The sequence below is a fragment of the Streptomyces sp. NBC_01003 genome (genome assembly GCF_045162695.1).
GTDB lineage: Bacteria > Actinomycetota > Actinomycetes > Streptomycetales > Streptomycetaceae > Streptomyces.
This window is the reverse complement of the sequence record NZ_CP108707.1, coordinates 732,978-759,848: the sequence shown is the minus strand read 5'-3', so window position 1 is coordinate 759,848 and position 26,871 is coordinate 732,978. Positions and strand designations below refer to the sequence as shown.

22 protein-coding genes are annotated in these 26,871 nt (G+C 69.7%); 5 read left to right on the top strand and 17 right to left on the bottom strand.

What is annotated here, in order from left to right; translation table 11 throughout:
- Positions 1-46: 46 nt before the first annotated feature.
- Genes OG698_RS03635 through OG698_RS03620 form a run of 4 tightly spaced genes read right to left on the bottom strand, consistent with a single transcriptional unit; the run spans position 47 to position 8,476 of the window.
- Positions 47-2,380, bottom strand: coding sequence for an FdhF/YdeP family oxidoreductase (locus tag OG698_RS03635; protein ID WP_406101367.1), 2,334 nt, complete (start codon positions 2,378-2,380; stop codon positions 47-49).
- A 43-nt stretch (positions 2,381-2,423) separates the two neighbouring features.
- Positions 2,424-5,921: a thiol reductant ABC exporter subunit CydD gene (cydD, locus tag OG698_RS03630; protein WP_406101366.1), complete on the bottom strand. Its 3,498-nt coding sequence runs from the start codon at positions 5,919-5,921 to the stop codon at positions 2,424-2,426.
- Positions 5,922-5,923: 2 nt separating this feature from the next.
- The gene (cydB, locus tag OG698_RS03625) at positions 5,924-6,925 is read right to left on the bottom strand and encodes a cytochrome d ubiquinol oxidase subunit II (protein WP_406101365.1); all 1,002 of its coding nucleotides are present in this window, start codon (positions 6,923-6,925) and stop codon (positions 5,924-5,926) included.
- A gap of 12 nt (positions 6,926-6,937) precedes the next feature.
- Positions 6,938-8,476, bottom strand: a complete 1,539-nt coding sequence (locus OG698_RS03620) for a cytochrome ubiquinol oxidase subunit I (protein ID WP_406101364.1) — start codon at positions 8,474-8,476, stop codon at positions 6,938-6,940.
- A 200-nt stretch (positions 8,477-8,676) separates the two neighbouring features.
- Between OG698_RS03620 and OG698_RS03615 the strand changes: the two genes are divergently transcribed.
- Positions 8,677-8,895: a DUF1918 domain-containing protein gene (locus OG698_RS03615; protein ID WP_399975885.1), complete on the top strand. Its 219-nt coding sequence runs from the start codon at positions 8,677-8,679 to the stop codon at positions 8,893-8,895.
- A 76-nt stretch (positions 8,896-8,971) separates the two neighbouring features.
- Here the strand turns inward: OG698_RS03615 and OG698_RS03610 are convergent, their stop codons facing one another.
- Complete coding sequence (locus OG698_RS03610) at positions 8,972-10,153, bottom strand: hypothetical protein (RefSeq protein ID WP_406101362.1); 1,182 nt, start codon at positions 10,151-10,153, stop codon at positions 8,972-8,974.
- Positions 10,154-10,375: 222 nt separating this feature from the next.
- Between OG698_RS03610 and OG698_RS03605 the strand changes: the two genes are divergently transcribed.
- The gene (locus OG698_RS03605; RefSeq protein ID WP_399975879.1) at positions 10,376-10,555 is read left to right on the top strand and encodes a hypothetical protein; all 180 of its coding nucleotides are present in this window, start codon (positions 10,376-10,378) and stop codon (positions 10,553-10,555) included.
- Positions 10,556-10,583: 28 nt separating this feature from the next.
- Here OG698_RS03605 and OG698_RS03600 read toward each other — a convergent pair whose 3' ends face one another.
- The 5 genes from OG698_RS03600 to OG698_RS03580 all read right to left on the bottom strand — a co-directional run bounded on the left by OG698_RS03600 (position 10,584) and on the right by OG698_RS03580 (position 15,394).
- Positions 10,584-10,961 (bottom strand): NUDIX hydrolase, encoded by a 378-nt coding sequence (locus OG698_RS03600; RefSeq protein ID WP_406101361.1) that lies wholly within the window; start codon positions 10,959-10,961, stop codon positions 10,584-10,586.
- 123 nt (positions 10,962-11,084) lie between these two features.
- Positions 11,085-11,960, bottom strand: coding sequence for a geranyl diphosphate 2-C-methyltransferase (locus OG698_RS03595; protein ID WP_406101360.1), 876 nt, complete (start codon positions 11,958-11,960; stop codon positions 11,085-11,087).
- Positions 11,961-12,039: 79 nt separating this feature from the next.
- Positions 12,040-13,089, bottom strand: coding sequence for a family 2 encapsulin nanocompartment cargo protein terpene cyclase (locus tag OG698_RS03590; RefSeq protein WP_406101359.1), 1,050 nt, complete (start codon positions 13,087-13,089; stop codon positions 12,040-12,042).
- A 25-nt stretch (positions 13,090-13,114) separates the two neighbouring features.
- Positions 13,115-14,560, bottom strand: coding sequence for a family 2B encapsulin nanocompartment shell protein (locus OG698_RS03585; RefSeq protein ID WP_406101358.1), 1,446 nt, complete (start codon positions 14,558-14,560; stop codon positions 13,115-13,117).
- A gap of 288 nt (positions 14,561-14,848) precedes the next feature.
- Positions 14,849-15,394, bottom strand: coding sequence for a GNAT family N-acetyltransferase (locus OG698_RS03580; RefSeq protein WP_399975866.1), 546 nt, complete (start codon positions 15,392-15,394; stop codon positions 14,849-14,851).
- A gap of 48 nt (positions 15,395-15,442) precedes the next feature.
- Here OG698_RS03580 and OG698_RS03575 point away from each other — a divergent pair, with 48 nt between their 5' ends.
- A complete protein-coding gene (locus OG698_RS03575) occupies positions 15,443-16,033 on the top strand; it encodes a TetR/AcrR family transcriptional regulator (RefSeq protein ID WP_406101357.1) in 591 nt (196 codons plus the stop codon).
- Between the two features lie 13 nt (positions 16,034-16,046).
- Here OG698_RS03575 and OG698_RS03570 read toward each other — a convergent pair whose 3' ends face one another.
- Complete coding sequence (locus OG698_RS03570; protein WP_406101355.1) at positions 16,047-17,024, bottom strand: LacI family DNA-binding transcriptional regulator; 978 nt, start codon at positions 17,022-17,024, stop codon at positions 16,047-16,049.
- A 224-nt stretch (positions 17,025-17,248) separates the two neighbouring features.
- Between OG698_RS03570 and OG698_RS03565 the strand changes: the two genes are divergently transcribed.
- Together OG698_RS03565 and OG698_RS03560 are read left to right on the top strand one after the other, a co-directional pair.
- Positions 17,249-18,613: an NCS2 family permease gene (locus OG698_RS03565; protein WP_406101354.1), complete on the top strand. Its 1,365-nt coding sequence runs from the start codon at positions 17,249-17,251 to the stop codon at positions 18,611-18,613.
- Positions 18,614-18,642: 29 nt separating this feature from the next.
- Positions 18,643-20,352, top strand: a complete 1,710-nt coding sequence (locus OG698_RS03560; RefSeq protein WP_406101353.1) for an adenine deaminase C-terminal domain-containing protein — start codon at positions 18,643-18,645, stop codon at positions 20,350-20,352.
- Between the two features lie 48 nt (positions 20,353-20,400).
- On the opposite strand, the gene OG698_RS03555 is transcribed toward OG698_RS03560, so the two are convergent.
- The 6 genes from OG698_RS03555 to OG698_RS03530 are packed head-to-tail and all read right to left on the bottom strand — an operon-like array spanning position 20,401 to position 26,860.
- Positions 20,401-21,192: an ATP-binding cassette domain-containing protein gene (locus OG698_RS03555; RefSeq protein WP_406101352.1), complete on the bottom strand. Its 792-nt coding sequence runs from the start codon at positions 21,190-21,192 to the stop codon at positions 20,401-20,403.
- Positions 21,189-22,232 (bottom strand): ABC transporter ATP-binding protein, encoded by a 1,044-nt coding sequence (locus OG698_RS03550; protein ID WP_406101351.1) that lies wholly within the window; start codon positions 22,230-22,232, stop codon positions 21,189-21,191. The genes OG698_RS03555 and OG698_RS03550 overlap by 4 nt, the downstream gene beginning before the upstream one ends.
- Positions 22,229-23,098, bottom strand: a complete 870-nt coding sequence (locus OG698_RS03545) for an ABC transporter permease (RefSeq protein ID WP_406101350.1) — start codon at positions 23,096-23,098, stop codon at positions 22,229-22,231. Before OG698_RS03545 ends, OG698_RS03550 begins: the two co-directional genes overlap by 4 nt.
- Positions 23,095-24,027, bottom strand: a complete 933-nt coding sequence (locus tag OG698_RS03540) for an ABC transporter permease (protein ID WP_100593506.1) — start codon at positions 24,025-24,027, stop codon at positions 23,095-23,097. The genes OG698_RS03545 and OG698_RS03540 overlap by 4 nt, the downstream gene beginning before the upstream one ends.
- On the bottom strand, positions 24,024-25,637 hold the full coding sequence (locus OG698_RS03535; protein WP_406101348.1) for an ABC transporter substrate-binding protein: 1,614 nt from the start codon (positions 25,635-25,637) through the stop codon (positions 24,024-24,026). Before OG698_RS03535 ends, OG698_RS03540 begins: the two co-directional genes overlap by 4 nt.
- Positions 25,634-26,860: an amidohydrolase family protein gene (locus tag OG698_RS03530; protein ID WP_406101346.1), complete on the bottom strand. Its 1,227-nt coding sequence runs from the start codon at positions 26,858-26,860 to the stop codon at positions 25,634-25,636. Before OG698_RS03530 ends, OG698_RS03535 begins: the two co-directional genes overlap by 4 nt.
- Positions 26,861-26,871: the final 11 nt, after the last annotated feature.

The following is a 26,871-nucleotide window of genomic DNA, read 5'->3' as shown; positions in this document are numbered from 1 at the left end:
CCGGTCGTCAGCCCGGCCGGGGCCCCTCCTTCGCGCGCCTTCCTGCTCAGGCGGCCGCTTCGATGGTCACCTTGACGTGCTTCATGATCGGCTGGTCGCTCTGCGTGCTGTAGTCGACGAGCGCGCACAGCACGTTCATCTCGGGCATGTACCCGGCCGCGCAGCCGCGCGGGATGTCGTACGGGATGGCGAGGTAACCGTTGAGGTAGCGGTGGCTGCCGTCCCTTGCGGTGCTGGTGATGTCGACGGGATCGAATTCGGAGATCCCGCGCTCGCGCATGTCGTCCTCGTTCATGAAGACGAGCTCGCGCAGGTTCTTGATGCCGCGGTAGCGGTCGTTGTCCGAGTAGATCGTGGTGTTCCACTGGTCGTGGGAGCGCATGGTGCCCAGGGCCAGGGTGCCGGGTGCCGGTACGACGTCGGGCAGGGCCGCGTCGGAGAACTCCGCGCCGCCGGACGGGGTCAGGAAGACCAGTTCGCGGGCGGGCTGCTTCAGGCGGAAGCCCAGGGGCAGGCGCACGCGGCGGTTGAAGTCCTCGAACCCGTCGAGTGCCTGGGACATGGTGTCGCGGATCCGGTCGTAGTCCTCGATGTACCACTCCCACGGCGTGCGGCTCGCGGGCAGGGCCGCGCGGGCCATGCCCGCGACGATCGCGGGCTCGGACAGCAGGTGCGGCGACGCGGGGCGCTTCATGCCGACGGACATGTGCACCATGCTCATCGAGTCCTCGACGGACGTGCTCTGGATGCCCTTGCGCTGATGGTCCTTCTCGGTACGGCCGAGGCACGGCAGGATGAGCGCCTGGCGGCCGTGGACGAGGTGGCTGCGGTTGAGCTTGGTGCTCACCTGGACCGTGAGGTAGCAGTTGCGCAGGGCCTCGTACGTGATCGGCGAATCGGGCGCGGCGAGGGCGAAGTTGCCGCCCATGCCGACGAACACCTTCACATCACCGCGGCGCATGGCCTGGATGGTGCCGATGGTGTCCAGGCCGTGCTCACGCGGCGGGTCGATCTTGCAGTACTTCGCCAGGCGGTCGAGGAACTCGTCGTCGGGTCGGTGATCGATGCCGCAGGTGCGGTTCCCCTGGACGTTGCTGTGACCGCGTACGGGGGAGGGGCCAGCTCCTTCACGGCCCAGATTGCCGCGCAGCAGAAGGAGGTTGATGATCTCGCGGACGGTGTCGACGCCGTGCTCGTGCTGGGTCAGGCCCAGGCACCAGCTGATGATGCTGCGGTCGGCGTCGCAGTACACGCGCGCCGCTTTGAGGATGTCGTCGCGGCTGACCCCGGACTGCCTCTCCAGCTCCTCCCACGATGTGCTCTCGCACAGCTGCCGGTAGGAGTCGAAGCCCGTGGTGTGCCGGTCGATGAACTCCTGGTCCAGCGCCTTGGGGTCCAGCTTGGACTCCTCGATGACCGCCTTGGCCATGCCGCGCAGGAGCGCCAGGTCGCCGCCGATCCGCACTTGGAGGTTCAGGGTGCTGGTCTTCGTCGTCTTGAACAGCGCCATGTCCATGAAGTCGTGCGGGACGATGGTGCGGGTCGCGGCCGCTTCGATGAGCGGGTTGATGTGCACGATCTGCGCGCCACGGTGGTAGGCCTCGGCGAGCGCGGTGAGCATCCTGGGCGCGTTGGAGGCGGCGTTGACCCCCATGATGAACAGCGCGTCCGCGCTCTCCCAGTCCTTGAGGTCGACCGTTCCCTTGCCCGTTCCCAGGGACGCCTGCATGGCACGGCCGCTGGCCTCGTGGCACATGTTCGAGCAGTCGGGCAGGTTGTTCGTGCCCAGCTCACGGGCCATCAACTGGTAGAGGAACGTGGCCTCGTTGCCGAGCCGGCCGGACGTGTAGTACGACGCCTGGTTCGGGTTCTCAAGGCCGCGCAGGGTGCTGCCGACCAGCTCGAACGCGTCCTTCCAGCTGATGGGGACGTAATGGTCCGTGTCAGGGTCGTAGACCATCGGCTCGGTCAGCCGGCCCTGGTCCTCCAGCTTGAAGTCGCTCCACTCGAACAGCTCGGTCACCGTGTGGGCGGCGAAGAAGTCGCGCTCGACGCGCTTGCGCGTCATCTCCCACGTGACGTGCTTGATGCCGTTCTCGCAGATGTCGAGCTTCAGGCCCTTGGTGTCGTCCGGCCACGCGCAACCCGGACAGTCGAAGCCCGTGTTCTCGTGGTTCATCTTCATGATCGCCCGTGGGCCGTCCACCAGTTCGCGCTCGCGCACGAGGAACTGGGTCACGCTCTTCGCGGCACCCCAGCCGGCAGCCGGGTGGTGGTAGGGGTGATACTCCGGATCCTCCTTGGGGATCGGCCCCACACTGGGTTCCAGTTCTTCCGGCGCCTCACTGTCGATGCTCAAGACACTCAACCCTTCGACCATGCGATTACGGGCATAAGCCGACAAAATATTAGTTTCAGTCAGGCTATGCCGGTTGATCAATGGGCGCCACCTGCCCCGGGACACCATCGCCCGCGGCAACCAGGGCGTCCGCCCACCGCTCACGGAGCCACATGGCACGGAGCCGTCCACCCTGCCGGTCGATGAGCTCGGACCAGCTGCCGCGCTCCACGATCCGGCCGTGGTCGAGAACCAGAATCTCGTCGACGGCGGCACTGTGAAGTCCGGCAAGGCGGTGGGTGATCAGCACAGTGGTACGGCCCTCGGTGACGGCGAGCAGATCCGCGGTGAGGGCGTCGGCGGTGGGCAGGTCGAGGTGCTCGGCGGGCTCGTCCATGATCAGTACGGGGAAGTCCGCGAGCAGCGCGCGGGTCAGCGCCAGCCGCTGCCGCTGCCCCCCGGAAAGGCGGGCCCCGTGCTCGCCCACCATCGTGTCGAGACCGGCGGGCAGGCTGTCGACCCAGTCGAGCAGGCGGGCCCTGGCGAGTACGGCCCGCAGGCCGGGCTCCTCGACGTCGGGCCGGGCGAGACGCAGGTTCTCCCGCAGTGAACTGTCGAAGACATGGGCGTCCTGCGCGCACAGCCCGATCACCCGGCGTACGTCGTCCGATGTGAGCGCCCGGGTGTCGACGGCCCCGGCACCGGCGCCGACGGTGACGGCACCCGAGGTCTGGTCGAGGAACCGGAGCAGTACGAGGGCGAGGGTGGTCTTCCCGGAGCCGGACGGGCCGACCACGGCGATACGTCTGCCAGGGGCGAGGTCCAGATCGACGCCTCGCAGAGCGTCACGCTGCGCACCCGGCCAGCGCGCGGTGAGGCCTCGGACGGTCAGGGGCGCCGGCTCGGCGGGGAGCGCGACCGGGGCGGTGGGCTCGGCGACCGGCGCGGGGGACGCGAGGACCTCGTCGAGGCGGGCCCGCGCCGCGCGCGCACGCTCGCGGGACCGGACGGCCGTGGGCATGCCCGCGACGGCCTCGAAAGCGGCGAGGGGGGTGAGCACGACGACGGCCAGACACACGCCCGGGAGCGCGCCCCCGGCCACCCCCTGGATGCCCAGCGCGGCGGTGGCGGCGACGGTCAGCCCGGTGATCAGGGCGATCAGGCCCGCCGAGAGCGCGGCGGTGGCCGCCGAGCGGGCGGCGAGGCCGGTCAGGCGCAGGTCGGCGGCGCGGACCCTGGCCAGACGGGCCGGCAGGGCCCCGGCGACGATCAGCTCGGCGGTGCCGGTGAACGTGTCGACGACGCGGGCCGTCAGCTCGCCGCGGGCCGGAGACTGCTGCCGTTCCGCCCGTCCGGAGATCCTGCTCGCCAGCGCGGGCACGACGGCCCCGGCCAGCAGCAGTCCCACGGCGAGCACCGCACCGGCCGCCGGGAGGAACGCGCCGAGCGCGGCGGAAGTCCCCAGCGACACGACCACCCCGACGGCGGCGGGCAGCCGCCAGCGCAGGTGATGATCCTGGACCGCGTCGACGTCGGAGACCAGGCGGGCGAGCAGGTCGCCCCGGCGGTAGGCGGGCAGCGCGGCCGGGGCGAGCTGTTCGAGACGGCGGTACACGGCGGTTCGTACGCCACCGAGAGCCGTGAGGACCGCGTTGTGCGAGACCAGCCGCTCCGCGTAACGGAACACGCTCCGCCCGATCCCGAACGCGCGGACGGATGTCACGGCCATCAGCAGGTAGAGGACCGGCGGCATCTCGGAGGCCCGCGAGATCAGCCACCCGGAGGTTGCCAGCAGCGCGACGGCACACCCGAACGCGAGCGACCCGAGGAGCACGGCGAGGCCGAGCCGGGGCCGGGCCTCGTTGCCTCGCCCGGGCTCCGGAGGTGGCTGGACCGCACATGGGCGGGGGTCGGCAGGAGCTGCGACCGATGAACGCCGGGGCTCCGCGGCGCGCACTTCCCTGCCCTCATGGGGGACGCCCAGGTGCACGCGTCTGTCGGCGATGGCGAGGAGGGCCGGGCGATGGGCCACGAGCAGGACCGTGCGGCCCGTCGCCAGCGAGCGGACGGCCTCGACGACCGCGGCCTCGCTCTCGCCGTCGAGGTTGGCGGTCGGCTCGTCCAGGAGCACCAGCGGCCGGTCCGCCAGTACCGCGCGGGCCAGGGCCAGCCGCTGCCGCTGCCCGGCCGAGAGCCCCGCACCGCCTTCACCGAGCACCAGGCCCGGCTCCGCGAAGTCCAGGGCGTGGGCGGCAGCGAGCGCAGCACGTACCTCGGCGTCAGTCGCCTCGGGCCGGGCGAGCCGTACGTTGTCGGCGACCGTCCCCGCGAAGAGATGCGGATGCTGCGGCACCCACGCGATCTGCCGACGCCAGCTCTCCGGGTCGAAGGAGGCGAGGTCGCGCCCGTCGACGAGCACGGCACCGGCCGACGGCGGGACAAACCCGAGCAGCACCGCGAGCAGCGTGGACTTGCCCGCGCCACTCGGCCCGGTCAGGGCAACCGTCTCTCCGGCCGTGAGCGTCAGCGACACCTCCTGCAACGCCGCCACCGAGCGCCCCTCGTAAGCGACACTCACCGCCGACAGCCTGATCTCCGCGCCGGCCGGCGCCGGATCAGTCCCCGAGTCGGGCGGCGCGGTCTCCAGGACCTCGAAGATCTCGCCCGCGGCTGTCAGCCCCTCCACGCTCGAGTGGTACAGGGCGCCCACCTGACGAATCGGCAGATACACCTCCGGGGCGAGAACCAGCACCAGCAGGCCGGTCCGCAGATCCAGCGATCCGTCGACCAGCCGGAACCCGACCGCCACCGCGACCAGCGCCACCGACAGCGTCGACAGCAGTTCCAGCGTCAGCGAGGACATGAACGCGATCCGCAGCGTCCGCATCGTCGCCCTGCGGTAGTCGTCCGTGATGCGGGCGATGGAACGGGCCTGCGCCTTGGCCCGGTTGAAGACCTTCAGCGTCGGAAGGCCGGCCACGACGTCCAGGAAGTGATGCGAAAGACGTGACACGCCGGCCCATTGCCCGGTCATCCGGTCCTGCGTCGCAAGCCCGACCAGCACCATGAACAAGGGGATGAGCGGCAGCGTCACCGCGATGATCACCGCTGACCGCCAGTCGGCACCGAGAATCCGGGCCAGCACCACGACCGGCACGACGACGGCGAGCGCCAACTGCGGAAGGTAGCGGGCGAAGTAGTCGTCCAGGGCGTCGACTCCCCGGGTGGCCAGCGTTGCGAGCTCGCCGGTGCGCCGGCCCGTCAGGTAGGACGGGCCGAGCGCGGTGGCATGGTCGAGCAGCCGCCCGCGCAGCGTGGACTTCACGCGGGCCACCGACCGATGTGCCGCCAGCTCGGTCAGCCAGGCCACGAGCGCCCGCCCGAGCGCAACGGCCACCAGACCGAGCAGCGGCCACGTCAGGTCGTACGCGTGCTCCTTGAACGTCCGCACCACGATCTCTGCGATGAGGCTTGCCTGGGCCACGAGCAGGGCCGCGCCCACCCCGCCGAGGACCACGGATCCGGCGAGGAAGGCGCGGGTGGTGCGGGCGTACGCCAGCAGCCGGGGGTCGACAGGTCGCATGATCAGTGACCCGCCGGGATGTGCTGGACGCCGATCCGCCGACGGAAGACCCAGTACGTCCAGCTCTGGTAGATCAGCACGATCGGCGTGAACACCGCCGCGACGATCGTCATCACCTTCAGCGTGTACGACGACGAAGAGGCGTTGGAGACCGTCAGCGACCAGTCGGGGTCGAGCGTCGACGGCATGACGTCCGGAAACAGGGCCAGGAACAGCATCGCGAACGCCGCCACGACGGTCAGTCCCGACAGCGTGAACGCCCAGCCGTCACGGCCGAGCCGGGTCATGACCAGCGCCCCGATCAGTGCCGGGAACGCCACGATCATCACGCCCAGACTCCGGCCGTTGCCCGACTCCACCTGCGTCCAGATCAGGAACGCCAGCAGCAACAGGCCCGCCGCCGCGCCGAGTTGAGTCGCCTGCGTCCTGGCCCGGTCACGGATGTCCCCGAGCGTCTTCAGGGCCGCGAAGACCGCGCCGTGGCAGACGAACAGCGCCAGCGTCATGAAGCCGCCGAGGATCGAGTAACCGCTGAACAGGTCCCCGAGGCCGCCCACGTACGACTTGTCCGCGTCGATCGCCAGGCCGCGGACCACGTTCGCGAAGATCACGCCCCAGAGGAACGGGGGCAGCAACGACGTCCAGAAGGTGGCCTCCTCCCAGTTGTGCTGCCAGCGCGCACTGGACTGCTTGGCCCGGTATTCGAAGGCCACGCCCCGCACGATCAGGCAGAACAGAATGATCAGCAGTGGAATGTAGAAGCCGCTGAACATCGTGGCGTACCAGTCGGGGAAGGCCGCGAAGGTCGCACCGGCGGCCGTGATCAGCCAGACCTCGTTGCCGTCCCACACCGGGCCGATGGTGTTGATCAGGACCCGGCGCTCGGTGCTGTTTCGGGCCAGCAACTTGGTGAGGACGCCGATGCCGAAATCGAAGCCCTCGAGGAAGAAGTAGCCGATCCACAGGACGGCGATCAGGATGAACCAGAGATCGTGGAGGTGCATGACGATCCGTCCTCAGTACGCGTGGGCGAGGGGCTGGTCGGCGTCCGGCGCGGAGGGCCCGCGCAGGGTCGGGTCCTTGGTCGGCGGCCGCTCACCGGAGTCCGGGCCGGCCATGGCGTACTTGGCCATGAGCTTCACCCAGATCACCGCAAGTACCGCGTAGAGCACGGTGAACGCGGTCATCGAGCCGATCACCGTGCCGGTCGTCACGTGGGGGGAGTCGGCTTCGAAGGTGCGCATCAGGTGGTAGACCACCCAGGGCTGGCGGCCCATCTCGGTGAAGATCCAGCCGAAACTGTTGGCGACCAGCGGGAACGCCATGGTGAGGATGCCGACCCGCCAGCTCCACTTGGTGAAGAAGGCGTTCATCTCGACCTTGTCGGTGAGCATCAGCATCGGCGGCTCGTCGTCGTCGGTCCTGCGGGCCCGCGTCAGCCAGAACTTCCGCCGCGTGGTCCACAGACCGATCAGACCGACCACGAAGCTGGTCATCCCGAAGAAGATCATCAGGCGGAAGCCCCAGTACGTCATGAAGATGTTCGGGATGTAGTCCTCCGGCTCACCGCCGAACTCGGCCGCCTGGGCACGGGCCCTGTCGTTGATGCCGGGGACGGGGGAGTGGAAGTTGTCCTTGGCGAGGAAGGACAGCAGGCCCGGGATCTCCAGCGCGACGGTGTTGTGGCCCTCGGAGACGTTGCCGACCGAGAAGATCGAGAAGGGGGCGGGACCCTGCGTGTCCCAGAGCGCCTCGGCGGCAGCCATCTTCATCGGCTGCTGATCGAACATCACCTTGCCCAGCCGGTCGCCGCTGAGCGCGGTGCCCAGCCCCGCCACCACCGCGATGATCAGGCCGACCCGCAGTGAGGTCCGCATCGGCGCGATGTTCCGGCGGTTCGTCTCCTTGCCGCGCTTGGCGCGCAGCAGGTGGTACGAGGAGATACCGATCACCAGCGCGGAACCGGTGAGGAACGCAGCGGTGACGGTGTGGAACATCTGCACCTGCGTGGTGTTCTGGAACAACACCCGGCCGATGTCGGTGAGTTGGGCCCGCCCGGACTCCTTGTCGATCCGGTAGCCGACCGGGTGCTGCATAAAGGAGTTGGCTGCCAGAATGAAGTACGCGGAGAGCAGGGTGCCGATGGCGACCAGCCAGATGCACGCGCAATGCAGCTTCTTGGGAAGCCTGTCCCAGCCGAAGATCCACAGGCCGATGAACGTGGACTCGAAGAAGAACGCGATCAGCGCCTCCATCGCCAGCGGGGCACCGAAAACATCGCCGACGAAGCGTGAGTAGTCGGACCAGTTCATCCCGAACTGGAACTCCTGGACGATGCCGGTGACGACACCCATCGCGATGTTGATGAGAAAGAGCCTGCCCCAGAACTTCGTGGCGTGGAAATACTTCGCTTTGCCCGTCCGCACCCAGGCCGTCTCGAAGCCCGCCACGATGGAGGCCAGACTGATCGTCAGCGGGACGAAGAGGAAGTGGTAGACGATGGTGATGCCGAACTGCCATCGCGCCATGGTCTCTTGAGCGACTGCTAGTGCCACTGCACCTTCTCTCGGCCGGAGCTCCCTGCATTCGGGCAAAAGCTATCTTTAGCACAAAGCGACATCGAGCCGGGTGGAGCTGGGTCCGGGCGAAGGCGGCCAATTTCCGCTCCGCTTGCGGATCGGCAACCATCGGGATTGAGTGGAAACGGTGCCCCCATCAGAGGCGTCGGAATCTGTCAGCATTAGAGGCTGATCACATGGAAGCCAAGAAGGGCGATTATCTGACCCTGCACGGCCTCAGGGGTGACAGGACCGTAAGGGTCGAGGAGATAATCTCTGGTACGAATCGCGATCTCTACCAAGTGGCCTTTTCGGACGGCCGTACCGCTGTGGTCGCGCCGGGGCCAGACGTAGAAAAGGCACACTGCAAGCGCCACACACACGTGGTCGATGTATCCGGTTCGCCGTATCTCTAGATTGCGCGGAAACAGACACGAGAGACGGGAGCCCTCACTGAGGGCTCCCGTCTCTCGTGCTCCCGTACGCGGGGGATCAGTAGCGCAGCAGCGCCGCCACGCCGCCGGCCTCCGGGAGCGTCCCGTCGGGGACGAACAGAACCCGGGCGTCGGCCGCGATCGCGTTGTCCACGAGTCGCTCGACGATGTCGGTGGCCACACCAAGTGCGTGCGCCGACGGTTCCATGTCCTTCTTCGGGTCCGGCAACGTCACCGGCTTCGGTACGTCCACGAGCTCCAGGACGCGGTCGTCCTCGGTGATGCGGCCCGCCAGCATCAGCCCCTCTTCCACCACCAGGCGGCGCGCGCGCTTGTCGGCGACCGAGGTCCACACCTCCGGCGCGCCGCCGACGTACTTGCCCTGTCCACGCGCCTCGCTCAGCTCGGAGACGGCTTCGGCGACCTGCTTGGCGTAGAAGTCGGCGAGGACCGGCTGAAGCCGCTTCTCCAGATCCTGGGCCGATTCCTTGTCCATGCCCGTAAGCGGCAATGTCCCGGCGATCAGATTCCCGTAGCGGGTGACGCTCTTGAACGTCGAGAGGATCTTGTCGCCGCCGATGACGAACAGCGGCAGTCCGTCGTGCTCCTCGAAGGACTGCCCCAGCCGTTTGTCCACGGTCCGCAGGTACTGCTCGACCCGCTCCTCATGCCCCTCGTACGGCGTGGAGTGGGGGATGGAGCCGGGAATCGCATCCTCGGGGGACGGGATCTGCGGCTTGTCCGGCCACCCGTTCTTCTCCACTTCCTGCAGCCGTCGTACAGACCCGTGGTACAGACGGCACATCTCCTGGTCGAGGACGAGAACCAGGTACGGGCGGGAGCGCTGCTCGGCAGCCACCAGGTACCGCGTCAGGAATGCCGTGCCGAATTCCACGCGGGGTTCCACCGGTGCGAGCGATGTCATCCGCCATACCTGGACCGGCTCGTTCACGGCCACATAGACAACCATGGCGTCGTCCGGGTGGAAAGGATCGGTCGCGCGTTCGATCTCCGCGGGATCCAGCAGTTGATCCCGCAGCTCCAACCTCGTCTCCCGCTCCACGTCCGGGTCGTCCACCAGCCGCCGCTTGGCCTCGGTGACCAGGTCGCGGATGAGGATTCGGTCCTTGTCGCTGAAGGGGAAATCCGGATCGGTCGGCGTGACCAACGTGATCGCGGGATACGGCCGCTGCTTGCTGAGGGCGGCACGGATTTCAGGAGTCAGATCGGAGGTATGCACGATGTCAGCGTCGCATTGATCACCGGGACACGCAGGGCGGAGACGGCCGACCGACGGGTAACGGCCCCTGCCCTGCGGGGTGGGTTCGTCTCGGCCCGCCGTCACCGTCTCGACCCGCCGTCATCGTCAGGAGCGGCGTACCGTGAAATCTACGGAATGCGCGGCCGGGGACTTCCACTTCCGGGCCCGCGAAGCCGACGTGAGATGGCGAGGTGCCGAGTCATGAGCAAGAACTCACCGGCGAAAGGGCACCACGGCATAGGTGCACGAGGGCAGGGCAAGCTGCTGTACTTCCACTCGCAGATCCCGCAGGCGGCCGTCAAGCAGGCGAAGGACCAACTGCCCGGTAAGTCCCAGCAGCCCCACGATCATCGCAAGGCCAATGGCCGCTGGGCCTCGTGACGAGGTCCGGCAGACCAGTTGGAGGGCCTCACACGGGCGTGTGGCCCTCCAAGTAGTTGCGCACGGCTCCCGGGGGCGTGGCGTCGACGGCCGCCGCGACCGGAACCCAATGGATCTGCTCCGGCGTGAGCCGCGCCCCGTCCGACGGGTCCTCGGTCAGCAGCTGACACAGGACGGCCGGCCTGGGATCTTCCTGAGCCGCCTGCGGTTCGAGTGTCGATGAACCGTCGACGAGATAGCCGGTGAGCTCGTACACGAGGCGCGCGGCGGTGGCCTGCGCCGACTCGGCGGGCTCGGGAATGCCGGACGGCAGCTCACTGCCGTCCGGGTGTTTCACCAGGAGCAGGCGTCCGTTGTGGATGACGACCGCCTGCACCATGCCTTGGGCCGTCTGCTCCAGCGCCATGATCCGACCGCCCTCTCCCTGTTCCGCGTGATCCGTCCGCCCGGTGTGCGGGCGTTGCCTTCCTACCCCACGAAGGTCGGTTCACGCTGACGGCACCGGATCAGGGAGAGGGCGGGGACGGAGTCAGACGCGGTCGGCGACAATCATCAGGTACTGGAAACTGCCGTTCTTGTACGCGGTGAGGAACGTGTCCTCGATGCCGGTGACCAGATGGTCGGCCTGCTTGCGCAGTTCCCAGTACGGCAGCGCGGCCTCGGTGAGGTCCTCGACGTGCACGGGGACCAGGCGGTTGCGGGCCATGGCGCGGAAGTACTCCGACCGTGGGTGGATGTCGCAGATGTAGTGGGCGTTGATCAGGGACACCTCGCGCGACGCCCGGCCGTAACTGTCGTTGTAGCAGCCGGTGATGACCACGTACCGGCCGCCGCGGCGCAGCAGCCGGGCGTGTTCGGCGAAGAGCAGCTCCAGCTCGACGTACATGGTCGACTCGTTGTTCCACGACGCGGCGAACGCGCCCGTCGGCAGACCGGTGTCGAGCATGTTGCGGTGGTGGTAGCGGACCTGGCCGTCGATGCCGCGCTTGGCGGCCTGGGCGTTGGCGAAGTCCGCCTGTTTGGCCGAGATGGTGATGCCGTCGGTCTGGCAGCCGTGCCGCAGATGCGCCACGACACTGCCGCCGCCGCGTCCGCAGCCGGCGTCGAAGGCGCGGTCGGCGGCGGTGAGCGGCCCGAGGTGGTCGGCGAGGTAGTTGGCCTGGGCGTGTTCGAGCCGGTGCAGCTCGGCGGTGATGCGGTCGTTGCGCCGCGTGGGGTCGGGCTCGTCGAGCACCGAGTTGTCCGCGGGTCCGATCCCGTAGTGGTGGTGGTACAGGTCGTCGATCTTGCCGAGCTCGAGGTTGACCGGGTTTTCCTCGGCGTTCCAGTATTCGGCGACACGGGACTGGTACGTGGACTGGGCCGGCAGCGGAACGGCCGAGGTGAAGTGGGGAGCGGTGGTCAACAGGTACTCCTCGCAGTGCATTTGACGGTGGATCAGGTGAAACGGACTGTCGGTCCGAGTGGCTGGACCGGAGCGCGGGCTACCAGTAGTTGGGCAGGTGGTAGCGGCGGCTGTTCGTGGCGTGCCACTCGTGGTTGCCGGCCACCCAGGTGCTGAGGCCCTGGACGTACCGCTCGACGAGGGGTGACATGGCGGACAGAAGCGCGGCCTCCTCCTCGAAGGCCGTCTGGATCTCGTTGTGGATGTCGACGGACTTGAGGTAGGCGGCCTTGAGGCCGCACCGTTCGTTGGCCGCGACGACCTGCGGCAGGTTGAGGTGGGTGGGGTCGTTGGCCAGTTCCTTGGTGAAGGAGTACAGGTCGTTGACGAGCGTCGTCGCGTTGCACGCCAGCGCCGTGACCCGCTGGATCTCGGGCCGGGCGTAGACGGCCTCGGGCAGCTCGTAGCCGTCGACCGCGTCGACGAGGGACAGGCAGGGGCGGAAGTTGTTGAACTGCCGCATGACCAGGTACTCCCACACGCGCGGCATGTGCCGGGTCTCCGCCCAGGCGGCCTCGGCGAGGTACCCGAGGTGCAGCCGCGCGATGTCGTGGACGAACCGGGATGCCTGGCTGGGTGTGGCGAAAGCGGTGTAGTCCTGGAAGGCCACGTGGTACGAGCGCAGCGGGCCGTCGGCCTGCACGCCGTGGCGCCACTGCGCCTCCGCCTCGGGTGTCCCGTGGTACGGATCGATCGCGGACTGCGCCATGATCAGCCGGCCGCCGAGGCCGCGCGGTGATCCGCCCTTGTCCTCGCAGTAGCAGTCGTCGACCATGTTCTCGGCGAGCAGCAGCTTGCCCGCGGCGGTGAGGCGGTCCAGGTCGGCCGCTCCCGGGTGCTGGAGCACCACGGCCCGCCCGACCTGGAAGCTCGCGAAGTCCTCGAACCACGCCTCGGGGAACAGATCGAGACCGCGGGCCCAGATCTCCAGTCTGCGGTCGACCTCCTCGACCTTCACGGGATCGGCGGGGACCGCCGGCTGGTGACGCAGCCCGGGGACCGCCCCGCCGCGCCGTGTCTGCAGGGTGTGGGCCAGGTTGGGCGGCCCCGGCGGCGAGAACGGGGCGGTGGTGTCCGGCGGTGCGCTCATCGCGTACCCCGTCCGTCGTCGTGCGTCATTCGGCGGTCCGTCCGATCTGCACGTTCTCGAGGATCCCCGCCGCGTCGGGAACGAGAATCGCCAGCGAGTAGTAGGCGGTGACGAGGTAGTTGATGATCGCGGTGGTGTTGATGCCCATGAACCTGACGTTCAGGCCGGGTTGGTACTCCTCGGGGATGCCGGTCTGGTAGAGGCCGACGACTCCCTGGTCGGACTCCCCGGTGCGCAGCGCGAGGATGCTGGTCGTGTGCTGCGGGGTGACCGGGATCTTGCCGCAGGGGAACAGCGGAACGCCTCGCCAGGCGGGCACCTCGTGACCGTCGACGTTCGCGGTGCCGGGCACCAGACCGCGCCGGTTGCACTGCCGGAAGAACGCGGCGATCGCCTTCGGATGGGCGAGGAAGAGCTTCGTCTTACGGCGCATGGAGAGCAGTTCGTCGAGATCGTCGGGGGTGGGCGGACCGGAGAAGGTGCTGATGCGCTGGCCGTAGTCGACGTTGTGCAGCAGCCCGAACTCGCGGTTGTTGAGGAGTTCCCACTCCTGGCGCTCGCGGATCTCCTCGATGGTGAGGCGGAGCTGCTCCTCGGTCTGGTCCATCGGGTCGTTGTAGAGGTCGGCGATGCGGGTGTGGACGCGCAGGACGGTCTGAGTGAGGGACAACTCGTATTCGCGCGGCGTGAGTTCATAGTCGACGAAGCCGCCGGACAGCGTCGGCTCACCCGTGTGCCCGGACTGCACGGGGACGTCTGCCTCGCCCTTGCGGTTCCTCGGCAGCCGCTGCCGTTCGGCGTACTCCCGCAGGTGCGCGGCGAGGGACGGTGTCCGCTCGGTGAGCTCCTCGACGACGTCCCAGGGCAGTACGAGAACCGTGCCCGCGGTCTCGGCCCGGACCGAGCTGAGCCACAGCGGGTCCGGCTGGCCGATGGCCTCGTCGCCCATCTGGTCGCCGTCCGTGACGACGCCGATGACCTCCTCCTCGCCGTACTTGCCTTCGGTGAAGCGGGTGAACCGCCCGTGGGCCACCAGGTACGCCTCGGTCACCGGCTGCCCGGCCTCGAAGAGGACCTGCCCGGCCCGCACCTCCCGGGTCCGGAACCGGGTGGCGATTTCCTTCAGTACGTCGATGTCGTCGTACCCGCGCAGGACGGGGAGTTCGGTGAGCGTCTCGGGGATGACTTTGATGTCGTTCCCGCCGTTCTGGTCGAACTGCACCCGGCCGCGGCCGATGCTGAGCTGGAGACGCCGGTTGACCCGGTACGTACCGCCCTTGACGTCCACCCATGGCAGGGATTTCAGCAGCCACCGTGAGGTGATGGCCTGCATCTGCGGTGCGGATTTGGTGGTCGTGGCCAGCCGGCGTGCCGCATGGGTACCAAGACTGGTCAGCTGCTGGTCGGTCGGGACTTCAGGTGCGGTTTCTTCGTCGCTCGCGGGACCGGTGGCACTGTCCGGTACGGACACATTCCCTCCCAGGAGATGTAACGAGGGTGGGCGAAGCGATCGGTGGTACGAAAGCTCCTCGTTGCACCCACAAGGCAAGCAGCCGGGAGTGGTGGCCAGGTACGGCGCGAAGGGGGCGATTTCGCGCCCGGGAAGTGCAAACCTGCCGAATGAGGCAGCCGGTCAAGCGGAACGTGATCGCGCGCCGTCCCGCACCACGGGAACGTGTGCGCGGGACGCGTACGAGCGATGGGGCGCCGCGGTGGGGTGGCTGCTGGGTCCGCCATCCCCGGGCGCGCGATGTCGTGGTTACCGGGCGCGCCACTGAGGAGCGAGGATCGCCCAGAGCTGCGTGCCGTGACGGGTGCCGTCGTACAGCCAGGACTCGCGCTGGACGCCTTCGAGTGTCATGCCGAGCCGTTTGGCCACCGCGGCGCTGCGTTCGTTGTCGGCCCGGCAGTGCCACTCGGCGCGGTGCAGGCCCCGTGTGGTGAACGCCCAGTCCAGCAAGGTGCCGCACGCCGGTGTGATCAGGCCGCTGCCCTCGGCGTCCGGCTCCAGCCAGCAGCCGATCTCGCAGGAACCGGAAGCGGCGTCGAAGTCCACGAACATCACGCCGCCGACGAGCGTGCCGTCGAGCCAGATGCCGTAGAGGCGGCCGCCGTCCGCGGCCTGGCGCTCGGCGTACCGGCGCAGTGTGGCGCGCGCCCCGTCGACGTCGACAGTGACGAACCCCGCACCGACCCACGGGCGGATGTGCTCGCGCGCCCGGTCCAGGTGGGCGGCGAACTCCTCGGCATGCCATATCTCGAGCGGGGCGAGGCGGGCGTCGTCCCGCAGGGGGAGAGAGAACATGAGGACCCCATTCACACAACAAGCGTTTTGGCTATGTACCGTAGCAGCATGCCACGTACCAAGGGGGACCATGAGGCCCGTCGCCGTGACGTCTCCGAGGCGGTCTGGCGGGTGCTGGTCGCGCACGGATTCGGCGGCCTGACCATGCGTGCCGTCGCCGCCGAACTCGACGCGTCCACCGGCCTGCTGACCCACTACTTCCCGGCCAAGCGCGACCTGGTCGCGTACGCCCTTGACCTGCTCGAGCAGCGGACCGTCTCGCGCCCCCGGCCTGCGGCGGGGGAAGGCCTGGCCGCGCTGAAGGCCGCCCTGATGAGCATCCTCCCGCTGACGGGCGAGGCAATCGACAGCAACCGGATCTGGGTGTCCTCCTGGGACACCGCGCTCGCCGACCCCGGGCTGAGTGCCGACTACGCCGGCAAGTACGGGCGAGGCCGCGACAGGCTGCGCGCCCTCGTCGAGGCCGCTCAGGAGGCGGGCGAACTGCGCGCCGGGGATCCGGCGCGCATCGCGGCCGGCGCCCAGGCCTTCGTACTCGGCCTGGTGGTGCAGGCGCTGTTCGACCCCAAGGCGTTCCCGCCCCGTCGCCAGGCCGGGCTCCTTGACGACTATCTGGACGCGTTGACCCGCACTCGGTAGTGGGCAGTCGGGGCTACCGGTTCGCGGGCGGAGCCGTCGACGCGCGCAGGACCGGCCGGGACGGCAGCCGGGAGGTGACCGTGACGTGGTGGCCGGCGAGCAGGTCGATGAGGCGCGTGACGGCGAGTGCGCCCACCTCCTCCACCGGGACGTCGAGCGCGGTCACGGAAGGTGTCGTCGACTTGAGGCTGCTCAGATCGTCTGCCGCGGCCAGACTCACGTCCTCGGGCACCCGGATATGCGCCGCCGTGAGTCCGTGCAGCAGGCCGAGCGTCAGGTAGCTGTTGTACGCGAGCACGGCCGTGGCCTCGCGCGGGAGGGTGCGGGCGGCCTCGATCCCGGCGTCGAACGTGGGCGGCATCGGGCCGAGGACATGCAGCTGGGCCTTCGCCTGTTCCGCGCGCTCCCTCAGGATCGCGGACCGCTGCCCGTCGGCCCAGGAGCCCGCGGGACCCGAGACATACGCGATGTCCCGGTGACCCTGGTCGAGGAGGTGATCCATGAGCTGCGCCAGGCCCGTCGCCGTGTCGGCCACGACTGCGGGCAGCCGGCCCACCTGGCGGTCGACCAGTATCAGGGGGAAGCGCCGCGCGCGTTCCCGCAGCGCGGCGTCGGTACCCACCGGCGTGACCATGATCAGCCCGTCGGCCTGTTCCGCGAGGCGGTCGGCGAGCTCCGCCTCGCGCGCGGGGTCGTACTCCGAGACGGCGATCAAGAGGTGATGGTCGGTCTTCTCGGCGGTCTGCTGGGCGCCCATCACGAGCGGTGCGAAGAAGGGGTTGGACAGCGTCGGCACGACCAGGCCGACCAGTCCCGTCCGCCCGGTGGTCAATGCTCGGGCGGCGGCGTTGGGGTGGAAGCCGAGGCGCTGCGCGGCGTCCAGCACGCGCAGGCGGGTGGGTTCCGCGACCAGCTCGGGGCGCTGCAGGGCCCTTGAGGCCGTGGCCTTGGACACCCCCGCCGCGCGCGCCACATCCATCAGCGTCGCCATCGCCGCCCCCTGCCTGACGTGCCCGCCGAGCATGCGCGGGCCCCTGTGTTCACATTCGCTCTACGGCGTGTCATCATACCTGCAACCGGTCTCTGCAACCGGTTACAGAACCCGGTTGCAGAGACCTGGCCCAAGCCGGGTGCCCCCACCTCCCGCGAGCCCTCCCGCGCCGACGCCGCCGCAGGCGGTCCTGCCCCGACCCCTCATCCCCGCCGAGGTTTCGTATGCCACCCACCGCTCCGACCACCGGCGAGCAGACCGCCGTCACGACCGAGCCACCCGCCTCGCTCACCGAACGTCTCTTCAGCGTCCGCGGCCGAGGCAGCACCCACCGCACCGAAATCGTGGCGGGCGCCTCGATGTTCATGGCCGCCGCCTACGCCGTGGTCGTCGTGCCCGGTCAGCTGGCCGGCGCCGGTGTGCCGCACGGCGCCGCCACCACCGCCGTCATCATCGCGATAGCCCTGGCCACCCTGGCGATGGGCCTGATAGCCAACCTGCCCTTCGTCGTCGCCCCGGGCCTCGGCGGAGTGGCGCTCGTCGCGTTCACCATCGTCGGCCAGGACCACGTCCCCTGGGACACGGCGCTCGGCATGGTCTTCTGGTCCGGCGTGGCCTTCCTGGTGCTGACCCTCCTCGGCATCCGCGACCTCGTCACGCGCCTGATGCCCATGCACCTCAAGTACGCCATCAGCGGCGGTCTCGGCCTCTATATCGCCCTGATCGGATTCCGGGACGCGGACCTCGTCGTCGGCAACGCCGACAAGGCGGCGCTCGCCGTCGGCGACCTGTCGAAGCCCGCCGGGCTGCTGGCCCTGGCCGGGTTGCTGCTGCTCACCGCGCTCGCCTCGCGCAAGGTGCCCGGCGCGTTCCTCATCACCATCGCGGCGGTGACGATCGCCGGTATCCCGCTGGGCGTGACCGAGGTCCCCGACAACCTCGTCTCGGCCCCGGACTCGCCCGGCCCGCTGCTCTTCCACATCGACATCCTCGGCGCGCTCAAGCCCGAGTACTTCCCGTACATCTTCGCGTTCTTCGTCTCGGAGTTCTTCTCCATGACGGGGACGCTGCTGGCCGTCGCCGGGCGGGCCGGGCTGCTCGACGAGGACGGCAACATCCCCGGCTCCCGCCGCCCGTTCCTCGTCGACTCCGTCTCCGTGATGGGCGGGGCCGCCGTCGGCGCGCCCTCGATGACGGCCTACCTCGAGTCGTCGGCCGGTGCCGACTCGGGAGGCAGGACCGGCCTCGCGTCGGTGTGGGCGGCCTGCGGCTTCGGCCTCCTGCTGCTGGTCACCCCGTTCGCGACGCTGATCCCGTCCGCGGCCACGGCGCCCGTCCTCATGTACATCGGGCTGAACATGCTCGGTGCCCTGAAGAACGTCGACTTCAAGGACCCGACGCACGCCGTCCCCGCGGCACTGACCGTCGCGACCACCTTGTTCTTCGGCAACTTCGGCACCGGCATCGCGACGGGCCTGGCCGCGCACGTCCTGGTCAAGACCGTCAGCGGGCGGATCCGCGAGGTGGCCTGGCCGCTGTGGATCGTGATGATCCCGCTCGGCTACTACTTCTACACCCTCGTCCCGTGACGGCACCGTCCACGAAGGAGCACGACGACATGAGTGAACAGCACGACCTCCGGATCTTCGGCGGGAGCGTGGTGTCCACCTTCACCGGCGAGGAGTTCCCCGCGGACGTGCTGGTCCGGGGGAGCGCGATCAGCGCCGTACTGCCGCCGGGCACACCCGCCGAGGCGCGCGAGGAGATCGACGCCACCGGCATGCGGATCGTCCCCGGTTTCGTGGACGCCCACATGCACATCGAGAGCGCCTTCCTCACGCCGCAGCAGTTCGCCGCGGTGACGCTGGCCCGCGGCACCACCACGGTCCTCGCCGACCCGCACGAGATCGTCAACGTCGCGGGCCGGGACGCCATGCGGTGGATGATCGACGCCGGTGACCGGACGCCGCAGACCCAGCTGTGGGGCGTGCCCTCGTGCGTGCCCGCGCTGGAAGGTCTTGAGCACGCCGGTGCCGCGCTGTCCGCCGACGACATCGCGGAGATGCTGCGCTGGCCGGGCGTGGTGGCGCTGGGCGAGGTCATGGACTACCGGGCGGTCGTGGCCGGCGACCCGCGGATGGCCGAGGTCACCGCCGCCGCCCGGGCACAGGGAACGATCCTGGACGGCCACTGCCCGAACCTCAGCGGCGCCGAACTCAGCGCCTACCTGGCCACGGGCGTGGACTCCGACCACACCAAGAACCGCACGGAAGTGGTCCTGGAGAAGGCCCGCCTGGGCATGACGATGATGCTCCAGGAGAAGTGCCTCGACGAGGACGTCGCGAAGGCACTCCTCGACCTGCCCCAGCTGCCACCGCTGTGCCTCGTGACCGACGACCTCGCGGCCGACCACATCGTCACCAAGGGACACCTGGACCACATTGCCCGTGCGGCGGTGGCGGCGGGCTTCCCGCCGCACGTCGTCCTGCGCGCGCTGACCTGGACCCCGGCGCAGCGGCTGCGCCTCTACGACCGGGGCGTCGTCTCACCCGGCAAGCGCGCCGACCTGGTCCTCCTGCGCGGCGAACTCGCCGCGTTCGACCCGGCCGTCGTGCTGGCCGGTGGTCAGGTCGTGGGCAGGGACGGAGCCGCGGTCTACGAGGCACGGTCCGGAGAGGCCGGCGCCCTGGAAAGCCGGGTCGACGTCGAGGCGCAGGACGCCGAAGGGTTCCGCTGGCGCGTGGACCTGCCCGACGGGACGCACCGGTTCCGGGCCATGCGCGTGAACCCGCGGGACACCTATACCGAGGCCGCGGAGGTCGAACTCCCCGTGTCCGGCGGCGAAGTGGCGTGGGAGGGCCGGGCCGTGCTGGTCCGCGTCCGCAATCGCCACGGGCGCGACGGAGTTGTCTTCGCGCCGCTGCTCGGCCGGGACCTGGCCTCGGGCGCGGTGGCCACCACGTACGCCCACGACAGTCACAACCTGCTGACGATCGGTACGTCCCGTGCGGCGATGGCCGCCGCGTCGGCGACCGTGGTGGCCGACGGCGGCGGCGTGGCCGTCGTCCGCGGTACCGCCGGAGAGAGCGTGGCGGCGAGGATGCCGCTCCCGGTCGGTGGCGTGCTGTCGGCCGAGCCCGCAGCGCGGGTCGCCGAAGAGGCGGGCGCCGTACGAGCCGCCCTGGAGGCGTGGGGATGGGAACACCTGAACCCGTTCATGAGCGTGTCCACCCTGACGCTCGCCGTGTCCCCCGCACTGAAGATCACTGACCGGTCGCTGGTGGACGTCGTGCGACGCGCGCCGGTGGGGGCGACGGCCGGTTCCTGAACGGGGCCGGGGGAGTGGCGGCGCCCGCCGCCACTCCCCTCCTGAGCCTCAGGCGCGTTGCCTCCGACTCGGCTTCCAGCCGGGACGCGGGACCGCCGCGCGCAGTGCCTGGGTGTACTCCTCCCGGGGATCGCGCAGCAGATCGCGGGTGTCTCCGCGCTCGACGATCCGGCCGCCGGACATCACGACGGCGATGTCGCTGATCTGGTGGACCACGGCGAGGTCGTGCGAGATGAACACGTAACTGATGCCGCTGCGTTCGCGGATGTCGGCGAGCAGATTGAGGATCTGCGCCTGGATGGACACATCGAGCGCCGCCACCGCCTCGTCCAGTACGAGAACCTCCGGCTCGACGGCGATGGCGCGGGCGATGGCGACGCGCTGCCGCTGCCCGCCGGAGAGCTGGCGAGGGACCATGGACGCGTGCCGCTCGGCCAGCCCGACCGCTTCGAGCAACTCCAGTGCCCGCCTGCGCCGTTCGGCGGGAGTCAGCGGGAAGTGCAGGGCGAGGCTGGTCTCCACGACATCGCCGATCCGCTGGAGCTTGTCGAGCGACGAGTAGGGGTCCTGGAACACGATCTGGATCTCGCGGGCGCGCCTGCGGCGTTCCGCCGATGACACCCGCCCGCCCCGACGCGGCCGGCCGCACACGCTGATGGACCCGCCGGTCGGCGCCTCCAGGCCGACCAGCATCCGCGCGACCGTCGTCTTGCCGGAGCCGGACTCGCCGACCACGGCCAGCGACTGGCCGCGCGAGAGCGTGAAGGACACATCGTCGACGGCGACCGCCTGCCCGAACTTCTTGCGCAGCCCCGCCGCCTCGATCACGAAGTCGCTCATGACTCTCCCTGCAAGGTGAGTTCGCCGGCCCGCGTGCACGCCACGAGCGCCCCCTCCAGCTCCACCACGGCCGGCCGCCCGTCCCCGCAGAACGGTCGCGCATGCGCGCACCGCGGGGCGAACGCGCACCCGTCGTCCGCCTCGAAGGCGGCAAGCGGCCGCCCGGGGATGACGGGCAGCCGGTGGACGACCTGATCGATGCTCGGACGCGAGAGCATCAGACCGGAGGTGTACGGGTGACGGGGCGTGGCCGTCAGTGCGCCGGCGGCCTGGGTTTCCACGATCCGGCCCGCGTACATGACGGCGAGCCGGTCGCAGGTGGCCGCCGCCAGCTCCAGGTCATGGGTGATCAGCAGCATGGCCGTACCGCGCTCCCGGCGCAGCTCGTCGAGGATGGCCATGACCTCGGACTGCGTGGTGACATCCAGGGCCGTGGTGGGCTCGTCGGCAAGGATCAGATCGGGCTCGACGGCAAGGACCGACGCGATCATCACGCGTTGCAGCAGCCCGCCGGACAGCTCGTGCGGGTACTGGCGCATCCGCCGCTCGCCGTCCGCGATACCGACGTCCGACAGAAGCCGCACCGCCCGCGCCTTCGCCTCGGGGGCGGGCACGTCCAGGTTGGCGATCATGGCTTCGGTGAGGAAGTCGCCGATGCTGCGCACGGGATTGATGTGGGCCCGCGGATCCTGGAAGACCATCGCGATACGCCGGGCCCGCAGGCCGCGCAGCGCCCGCCGGTCCATGGCGGTCACCCGGATCCCGTCGAAGACGATCTCACCGGTGACGCGCGCCCCCGGCGGCGTGAGCCCGAGGATCGCCCGCGCCGTCATGGACTTGCCCGAGCCGGACTCGCCGACCAGTCCCACGGCTTCGCCCCGGCCGATCGACAGGTCGACCTCCTCGACGAGAGGCCGCCACTCCCGGCCGGCCGGAACCGCGAGCCCGAGCCCACGCAGATCGAGCAGACCGCCCTCGGGCAGACCCATCTCCGCCTGACTCTTCTCCGGCTGATCCCTCTCACGCTTCAGGAGATTCATCGGTGGTCACCCTCCTCCTTGCCGAGGCGGTCGCCGAGCACGATCACCGAGGCGACCACGAGCACGATCAACAGGCCCGCACCCAGTGCCTCCAGCGGCGCTCCGCGCGTTGCGCTGTCCAGTCCGCTCTTGACCATCAGCCCCCAGTCAGCGGTGGGCGGCTGCACGCCGAGCCCCAGGAAGGAGATCGCGGCGAGGTCGATGACCGCGAAGCCCAGGGCGGACACCGACTGGGCGACGATGATCGGGCGCAGATTGGGCAGCAGGTGCCGTACGCAGATGGCGAACGCGGACCGGCCCTGAACCCAGGCCGCCGCCACATAGGGCATGTTGCGTTCCCGCAGCGCCGCACTGCGCACCACCCGCGCCACGTAAGGGGTGTAGGCGACGGCGAGTCCCAGGACGACGCCGGTGACGCCGGGGCCGAGTACGGCCACGGTGATCAGGGCGAAGACGATCCCCGGGACCGCGAACAGCACGTCCAGCAGGCGTGAGACGACCGCGTCCACCTTGCCGCCCGCCCATGCCGCGGTGATCGCCAGCGCGGTGCCGACGACGGTGGACAGGCAGATGATGAGGACGGGACCGCTCAACGTCGTACGGGCGCCCCACATCAGCCGTGACAGCACGTCCCGGCCGAGGGCGTCGCCGCCCAGGGGGTGCGCGGCCGAGGACCCGGCCAGCGAGTTGAACAGGTCCGGCTGGTCGGGGTCGTAGGGAGCAAGGACGGGCGCGAGCAGCGTGACCGTGAGCACCACGGTGAGCAGCGCCGCCGCGGTGACGCCGGGCACGCCGAGCGCACGCACCGCATGCGACGGGCTGAATCTGCCGAGTGTCCCGCGGACGCGGGTGGCCACGGCGGTCATCGGGACATCCGCGGGTCGAGGGCTTTGTAGCACAGGTCCACCACGAGGTTGATGAGGACGAAGGCGGCGACGAGAACGAGAACGACGGCCTGCACGACCGCGAAGTCGCGCTGCAGGATCGCCCGTACGAAGAGGGAGCCGAGGCCGTCGAGGGCGAACACGTTCTCCACCACGACCGAGCCGGCGATGAGACTGGCCACGGTCAGGCCGGTGACGGTGATCACCGGGATCGACGCGTTGCGCAGTACATGCCGGCGGATGACCAGTGCCTCGGCGATTCCCCGGCTGCGGGCGGTCTCCACATGCTCGCGCCCCAGCTCCTCGCGGACCGAGGCGCGGGTGATGCGGGCGAGGAAGGCGGCGCTGCCGAGGCTGAGGGTGATCGCCGGGAGCGTCAGGTGATACAGCCGGCCGAACAGGCCTTCCCCAGGCCCGAACACCGGGAACCAGCCCAGGCCCAGGGCGAACACGATCACGAGGAGCACGCCGATCACGAAGGTCGGCGTGGCGAGGAACGCCGAGGAGACCGCGCTGATGACAGCGTCCACGCGGCCCCGGCGCAGTCCGGCCAGCACGCCGCCCGCCACACCGACCACGACGATCAGGACGGTGGAGTAGCCGACCAGGAACGCGGTGGTCGCCGCGCGGGCGCCCATCAGGCCCGAGACATGCTGCCGGTACACCAGGGAGCTGCCGAAGTCGCCGCGCACGGCGTCACCGAGCCACGCCGCGTAACGGACCAGGAACGGGTCGTCGAGCCGGTACTGGGCCCGGATGGCGGCGATCTGCTCGGGCGTGCCGCTCCGGTTGCCGAGCAGGAACGCCATCGGCCCGCCCGGTACGAGGTAGAGCAGTCCGTAGACGAGGAACGAGGCGACGACCAGGACGACCGCCAGTGCGATCAACTTCCGTGCCAGATAGGTGATCATCTGGCCCCCAGCCCTGCGGCCCACGGGTAGTACAGGTAGGGGAAGGACGGCACGGCGCCCGTCACCCGCTTGTTCATGTAGAGGATCACCGGAAGGTTGTTGAGGGGCATCCACACGACGTCGCGGGTCACCTTCTCCTGGATCCCGGTGACGAGCGACGCCCGAGCTGCCGGGTCCCCCTCGGCCCGCGCGTCGGCGATTGCGCCGTCAACTGCCTTGTAGCCGTTGAAGTTTGTCCGGCCGCCGTCCCGGAACACGGTGTAGATGTCCAGCGGATCCGGCACGTTGCCGTACCAGGTGCTGAGGAAGGCGTCGATGCCCTTGCGGGCCCTGGGGTCGCTGTAGAGGTTGCCGTACTGCTCGACCGGGACGACCCGGATCTCGATGCTGAGGCGGAGCGCTTCGCCGGTGGCCTTCAGCAGGTTTGCGGTCTGCTCGTGCACGGCCGAACTGCCCTGGACACCGATGACGATGGGCTTCGTGGGCGAGCCCGCCTGGACGAGAAGATCCTTGGCCTTCGCGAGATCGGTGGTCTCCGGTGGGAGGGCTTCGTAGGCCTTCTGATACGTCTTGCGCTCGTAGCCCCAGTAGTCGCTGCCCGTCAGCGAGCGTTGCGGGGAAGCCGTTCCCTGGAAGACGACCTTGGACATCGCCGCGCGGTCCAGCGCGAGTGACAGGGCCTGGCGCACCCTCGGGTCGGCGTAGGGGCCGGACTTCGCCGAGCCGAGCAGCGCCCAGAACGTGAGGGAGCGGCCGAGGGTCACCGAGCCGGTGGTCGATTTCTGGAGCTGGCCGAGACCCGCGGGCGGCAGATAGAAGTACTGGCCGTCGACCTCGCCGGAGCGCAGGGCGTTGACGGCGGTCGTCTCGTCGGCGATGAACCGCAGGACCAGGGACTCGGACTTGGCCTTGAGGGGCTTGTCCCAGTAGTGGTCGTAGCGCCTGAGCGTCATCGAGTCGCCCGACTTCCAGTCATGGAACCGGAACGGTCCGGTGCACATCACGCCGCTCGACGGCGAGCCGAGCGACTTGCCGGCCTTGTCGAGGAACTTCTTCTGCACGACGGCGCCGGCGCCGGTGGCCATCGCCTGGTTGAACAGGGCATCGGGCTGCTTGAGGGTGACCGTGACCTGCATGGAGCCGGTGGCCCGGACCGACTTGACGGTGTTGAAGTAGTCGCCCCACCAGGTGCCGAGCTTCGGGTCGAGGTGCCGTCGCAGGCTCGCCGCGACGTCGTCGGCGGTCAGCGGATCGCCGTTCCAGAACGTCACGCCCTTGCGGATCGTGTACACCCAGGTGGTGGGCGTCGGGTTGGCGGCCTTGACGGCGAGGCCCGGCTTGATCTTGAAGTCCGGGGTCAGCCGCAGCAGGCTCTCGCACATGTTGGCGAGGGCGGTGTTCTCCGCGTAGTTGAAGGAACGGATCGGGTCCAGGGTCTGCGGCTCGTACGGGAGGTTCCACGTCACCTTGCCCAGGCCCTTGGTGGCGGCGGGGGTGGTGGTCTTCAGGTCGAGCTTCACCGGCGCGCCCGGCTGCGCCTGCCGGGCTCCGGCGGTGCAGGCGGCGAGGGTGAGGACGAGCCCGATCACGGGGAGGGTGCGGCGCATCATCGGGAGGCCCCTTCGGCGAGACGGTCTCGCTGTTGCCGGCCATCGGCCAGCTGTCCCTTGCGCGCGATCACGCGTCCGCTCCGCACGACCAGGCTCGGCACGGGCCGGTCCACGACGACCTGCGCCACCGAGTCGCCGGGAAGCAGTACGAAGTCGGCGGGGTCACCGACGCGCAGTTCCGTCCGCTCGAGGCCCAGGAGAGCGGCGCCCCCGTGAGCCACGACCGCGTAGCACGCGGCGAGTTCGGCGTCCGTACGGGCATCGGTGCGGTACGCGAGAAGGTGGGCCCGAGTGATCATGTCGCCGTCGCCGAACGGGGTCCATGGGTCGCGTACGCCGTCGGAGCCCGCCGCGACCAGCACCCCATGTTCGCCCAGGGGACCGAAGGGGACGACGGGGTCGGCTCCCAGGGCGCAGGTCGTGAGGGACACCCCCGCCCCGGCGAGGATCTCGCCCATCCGCGCGACTCCGTCGCCTTCGAGATCGGCGAGGCAGAAGGCGTGGCTGACGGTGACGCGTCCCTGCATGCCGTGCGCCACCGTACGGCGGGCGATCTCGGTGACCTGCTCGATGCCGGCGGGACCGCTGTCGTGCAGGTGAATGTCGAGCGGGACGGCTGCCCTCTCGGACAGGCCGAACAGGACATCGAGCTGGCCGTGCATGTCCCCGTCCACGCCCACCGGGTCCAGGCCGCCGAGCACGTCGGCGCCCTCGGACAGGGCCTTCTCGAGAAGCTCGGCCGTCCCCGGCTCGGTGAGCAGACCGAGCTGGGGAAAGGCCACCACCTGTACGTCGAGCAGGTCGGTGCGCGAGGAAGCGGCGGCACGGACGCCGTGCACATTGGAGAGCCCGTGGACGGGCGCGACGTCGACATGCGCACGCATCGCGCGGGTGCCGCGGGTGATGGCACGGTCCATGAGCGCACCGGCGCGCTCCTCGACCGGCGCCGTCATGCCCGCCCGCGCGGCCACATCGCCGTCGATCAGATCCCGCAGGGTCGACGCGGGCGTACGGCTGAGCCACCTCTGACCCCACGTGGTCTTGTCGGGGTGGATGTGGGCGTCGACCGGCGAGGGCAGGGCCAATGCGCCGCCGCCGTCCACGACTTCGTACTCTTCAGGCAGAGCGGGAGGGGCGATGGCGGCGATACGCCCGTCGGCGACAAGAACGTCGCGGGGCTGCCCGCCGTCCAGACGTATTGCTGTGAACAAGATGTGCGTCATGACGGCATAAC

Coding starts and splice junctions, on each gene's coding strand:
- OG698_RS03635 (WP_406101367.1), bottom strand. CDS start 2,380: ATGGTCGAAGGGTTGAGTGTCTTGAGCATCGACAGTGAGGCGCCGGAA.
- cydD (WP_406101366.1), bottom strand. CDS start 5,921: ATGCGACCTGTCGACCCCCGGCTGCTGGCGTACGCCCGCACCACCCGC.
- cydB (WP_406101365.1), bottom strand. CDS start 6,925: ATGCACCTCCACGATCTCTGGTTCATCCTGATCGCCGTCCTGTGGATC.
- OG698_RS03615 (WP_399975885.1), top strand. CDS start 8,677: ATGGAAGCCAAGAAGGGCGATTATCTGACCCTGCACGGCCTCAGGGGT.
- OG698_RS03605 (WP_399975879.1), top strand. CDS start 10,376: ATGAGCAAGAACTCACCGGCGAAAGGGCACCACGGCATAGGTGCACGA.
- OG698_RS03600 (WP_406101361.1), bottom strand. CDS start 10,961: ATGGCGCTGGAGCAGACGGCCCAAGGCATGGTGCAGGCGGTCGTCATC.
- OG698_RS03590 (WP_406101359.1), bottom strand. CDS start 13,089: ATGAGCGCACCGCCGGACACCACCGCCCCGTTCTCGCCGCCGGGGCCG.
- OG698_RS03580 (WP_399975866.1), bottom strand. CDS start 15,394: ATGTTCTCTCTCCCCCTGCGGGACGACGCCCGCCTCGCCCCGCTCGAG.
- OG698_RS03575 (WP_406101357.1), top strand. CDS start 15,443: ATGCCACGTACCAAGGGGGACCATGAGGCCCGTCGCCGTGACGTCTCC.
- OG698_RS03570 (WP_406101355.1), bottom strand. CDS start 17,024: ATGGCGACGCTGATGGATGTGGCGCGCGCGGCGGGGGTGTCCAAGGCC.
- OG698_RS03565 (WP_406101354.1), top strand. CDS start 17,249: ATGCCACCCACCGCTCCGACCACCGGCGAGCAGACCGCCGTCACGACC.
- OG698_RS03560 (WP_406101353.1), top strand. CDS start 18,643: ATGAGTGAACAGCACGACCTCCGGATCTTCGGCGGGAGCGTGGTGTCC.
- OG698_RS03555 (WP_406101352.1), bottom strand. CDS start 21,192: ATGAGCGACTTCGTGATCGAGGCGGCGGGGCTGCGCAAGAAGTTCGGG.
- OG698_RS03550 (WP_406101351.1), bottom strand. CDS start 22,232: ATGAATCTCCTGAAGCGTGAGAGGGATCAGCCGGAGAAGAGTCAGGCG.
- OG698_RS03545 (WP_406101350.1), bottom strand. CDS start 23,098: ATGACCGCCGTGGCCACCCGCGTCCGCGGGACACTCGGCAGATTCAGC.
- OG698_RS03540 (WP_100593506.1), bottom strand. CDS start 24,027: ATGATCACCTATCTGGCACGGAAGTTGATCGCACTGGCGGTCGTCCTG.
- OG698_RS03535 (WP_406101348.1), bottom strand. CDS start 25,637: ATGATGCGCCGCACCCTCCCCGTGATCGGGCTCGTCCTCACCCTCGCC.
- OG698_RS03530 (WP_406101346.1), bottom strand. CDS start 26,860: ATGACGCACATCTTGTTCACAGCAATACGTCTGGACGGCGGGCAGCCC.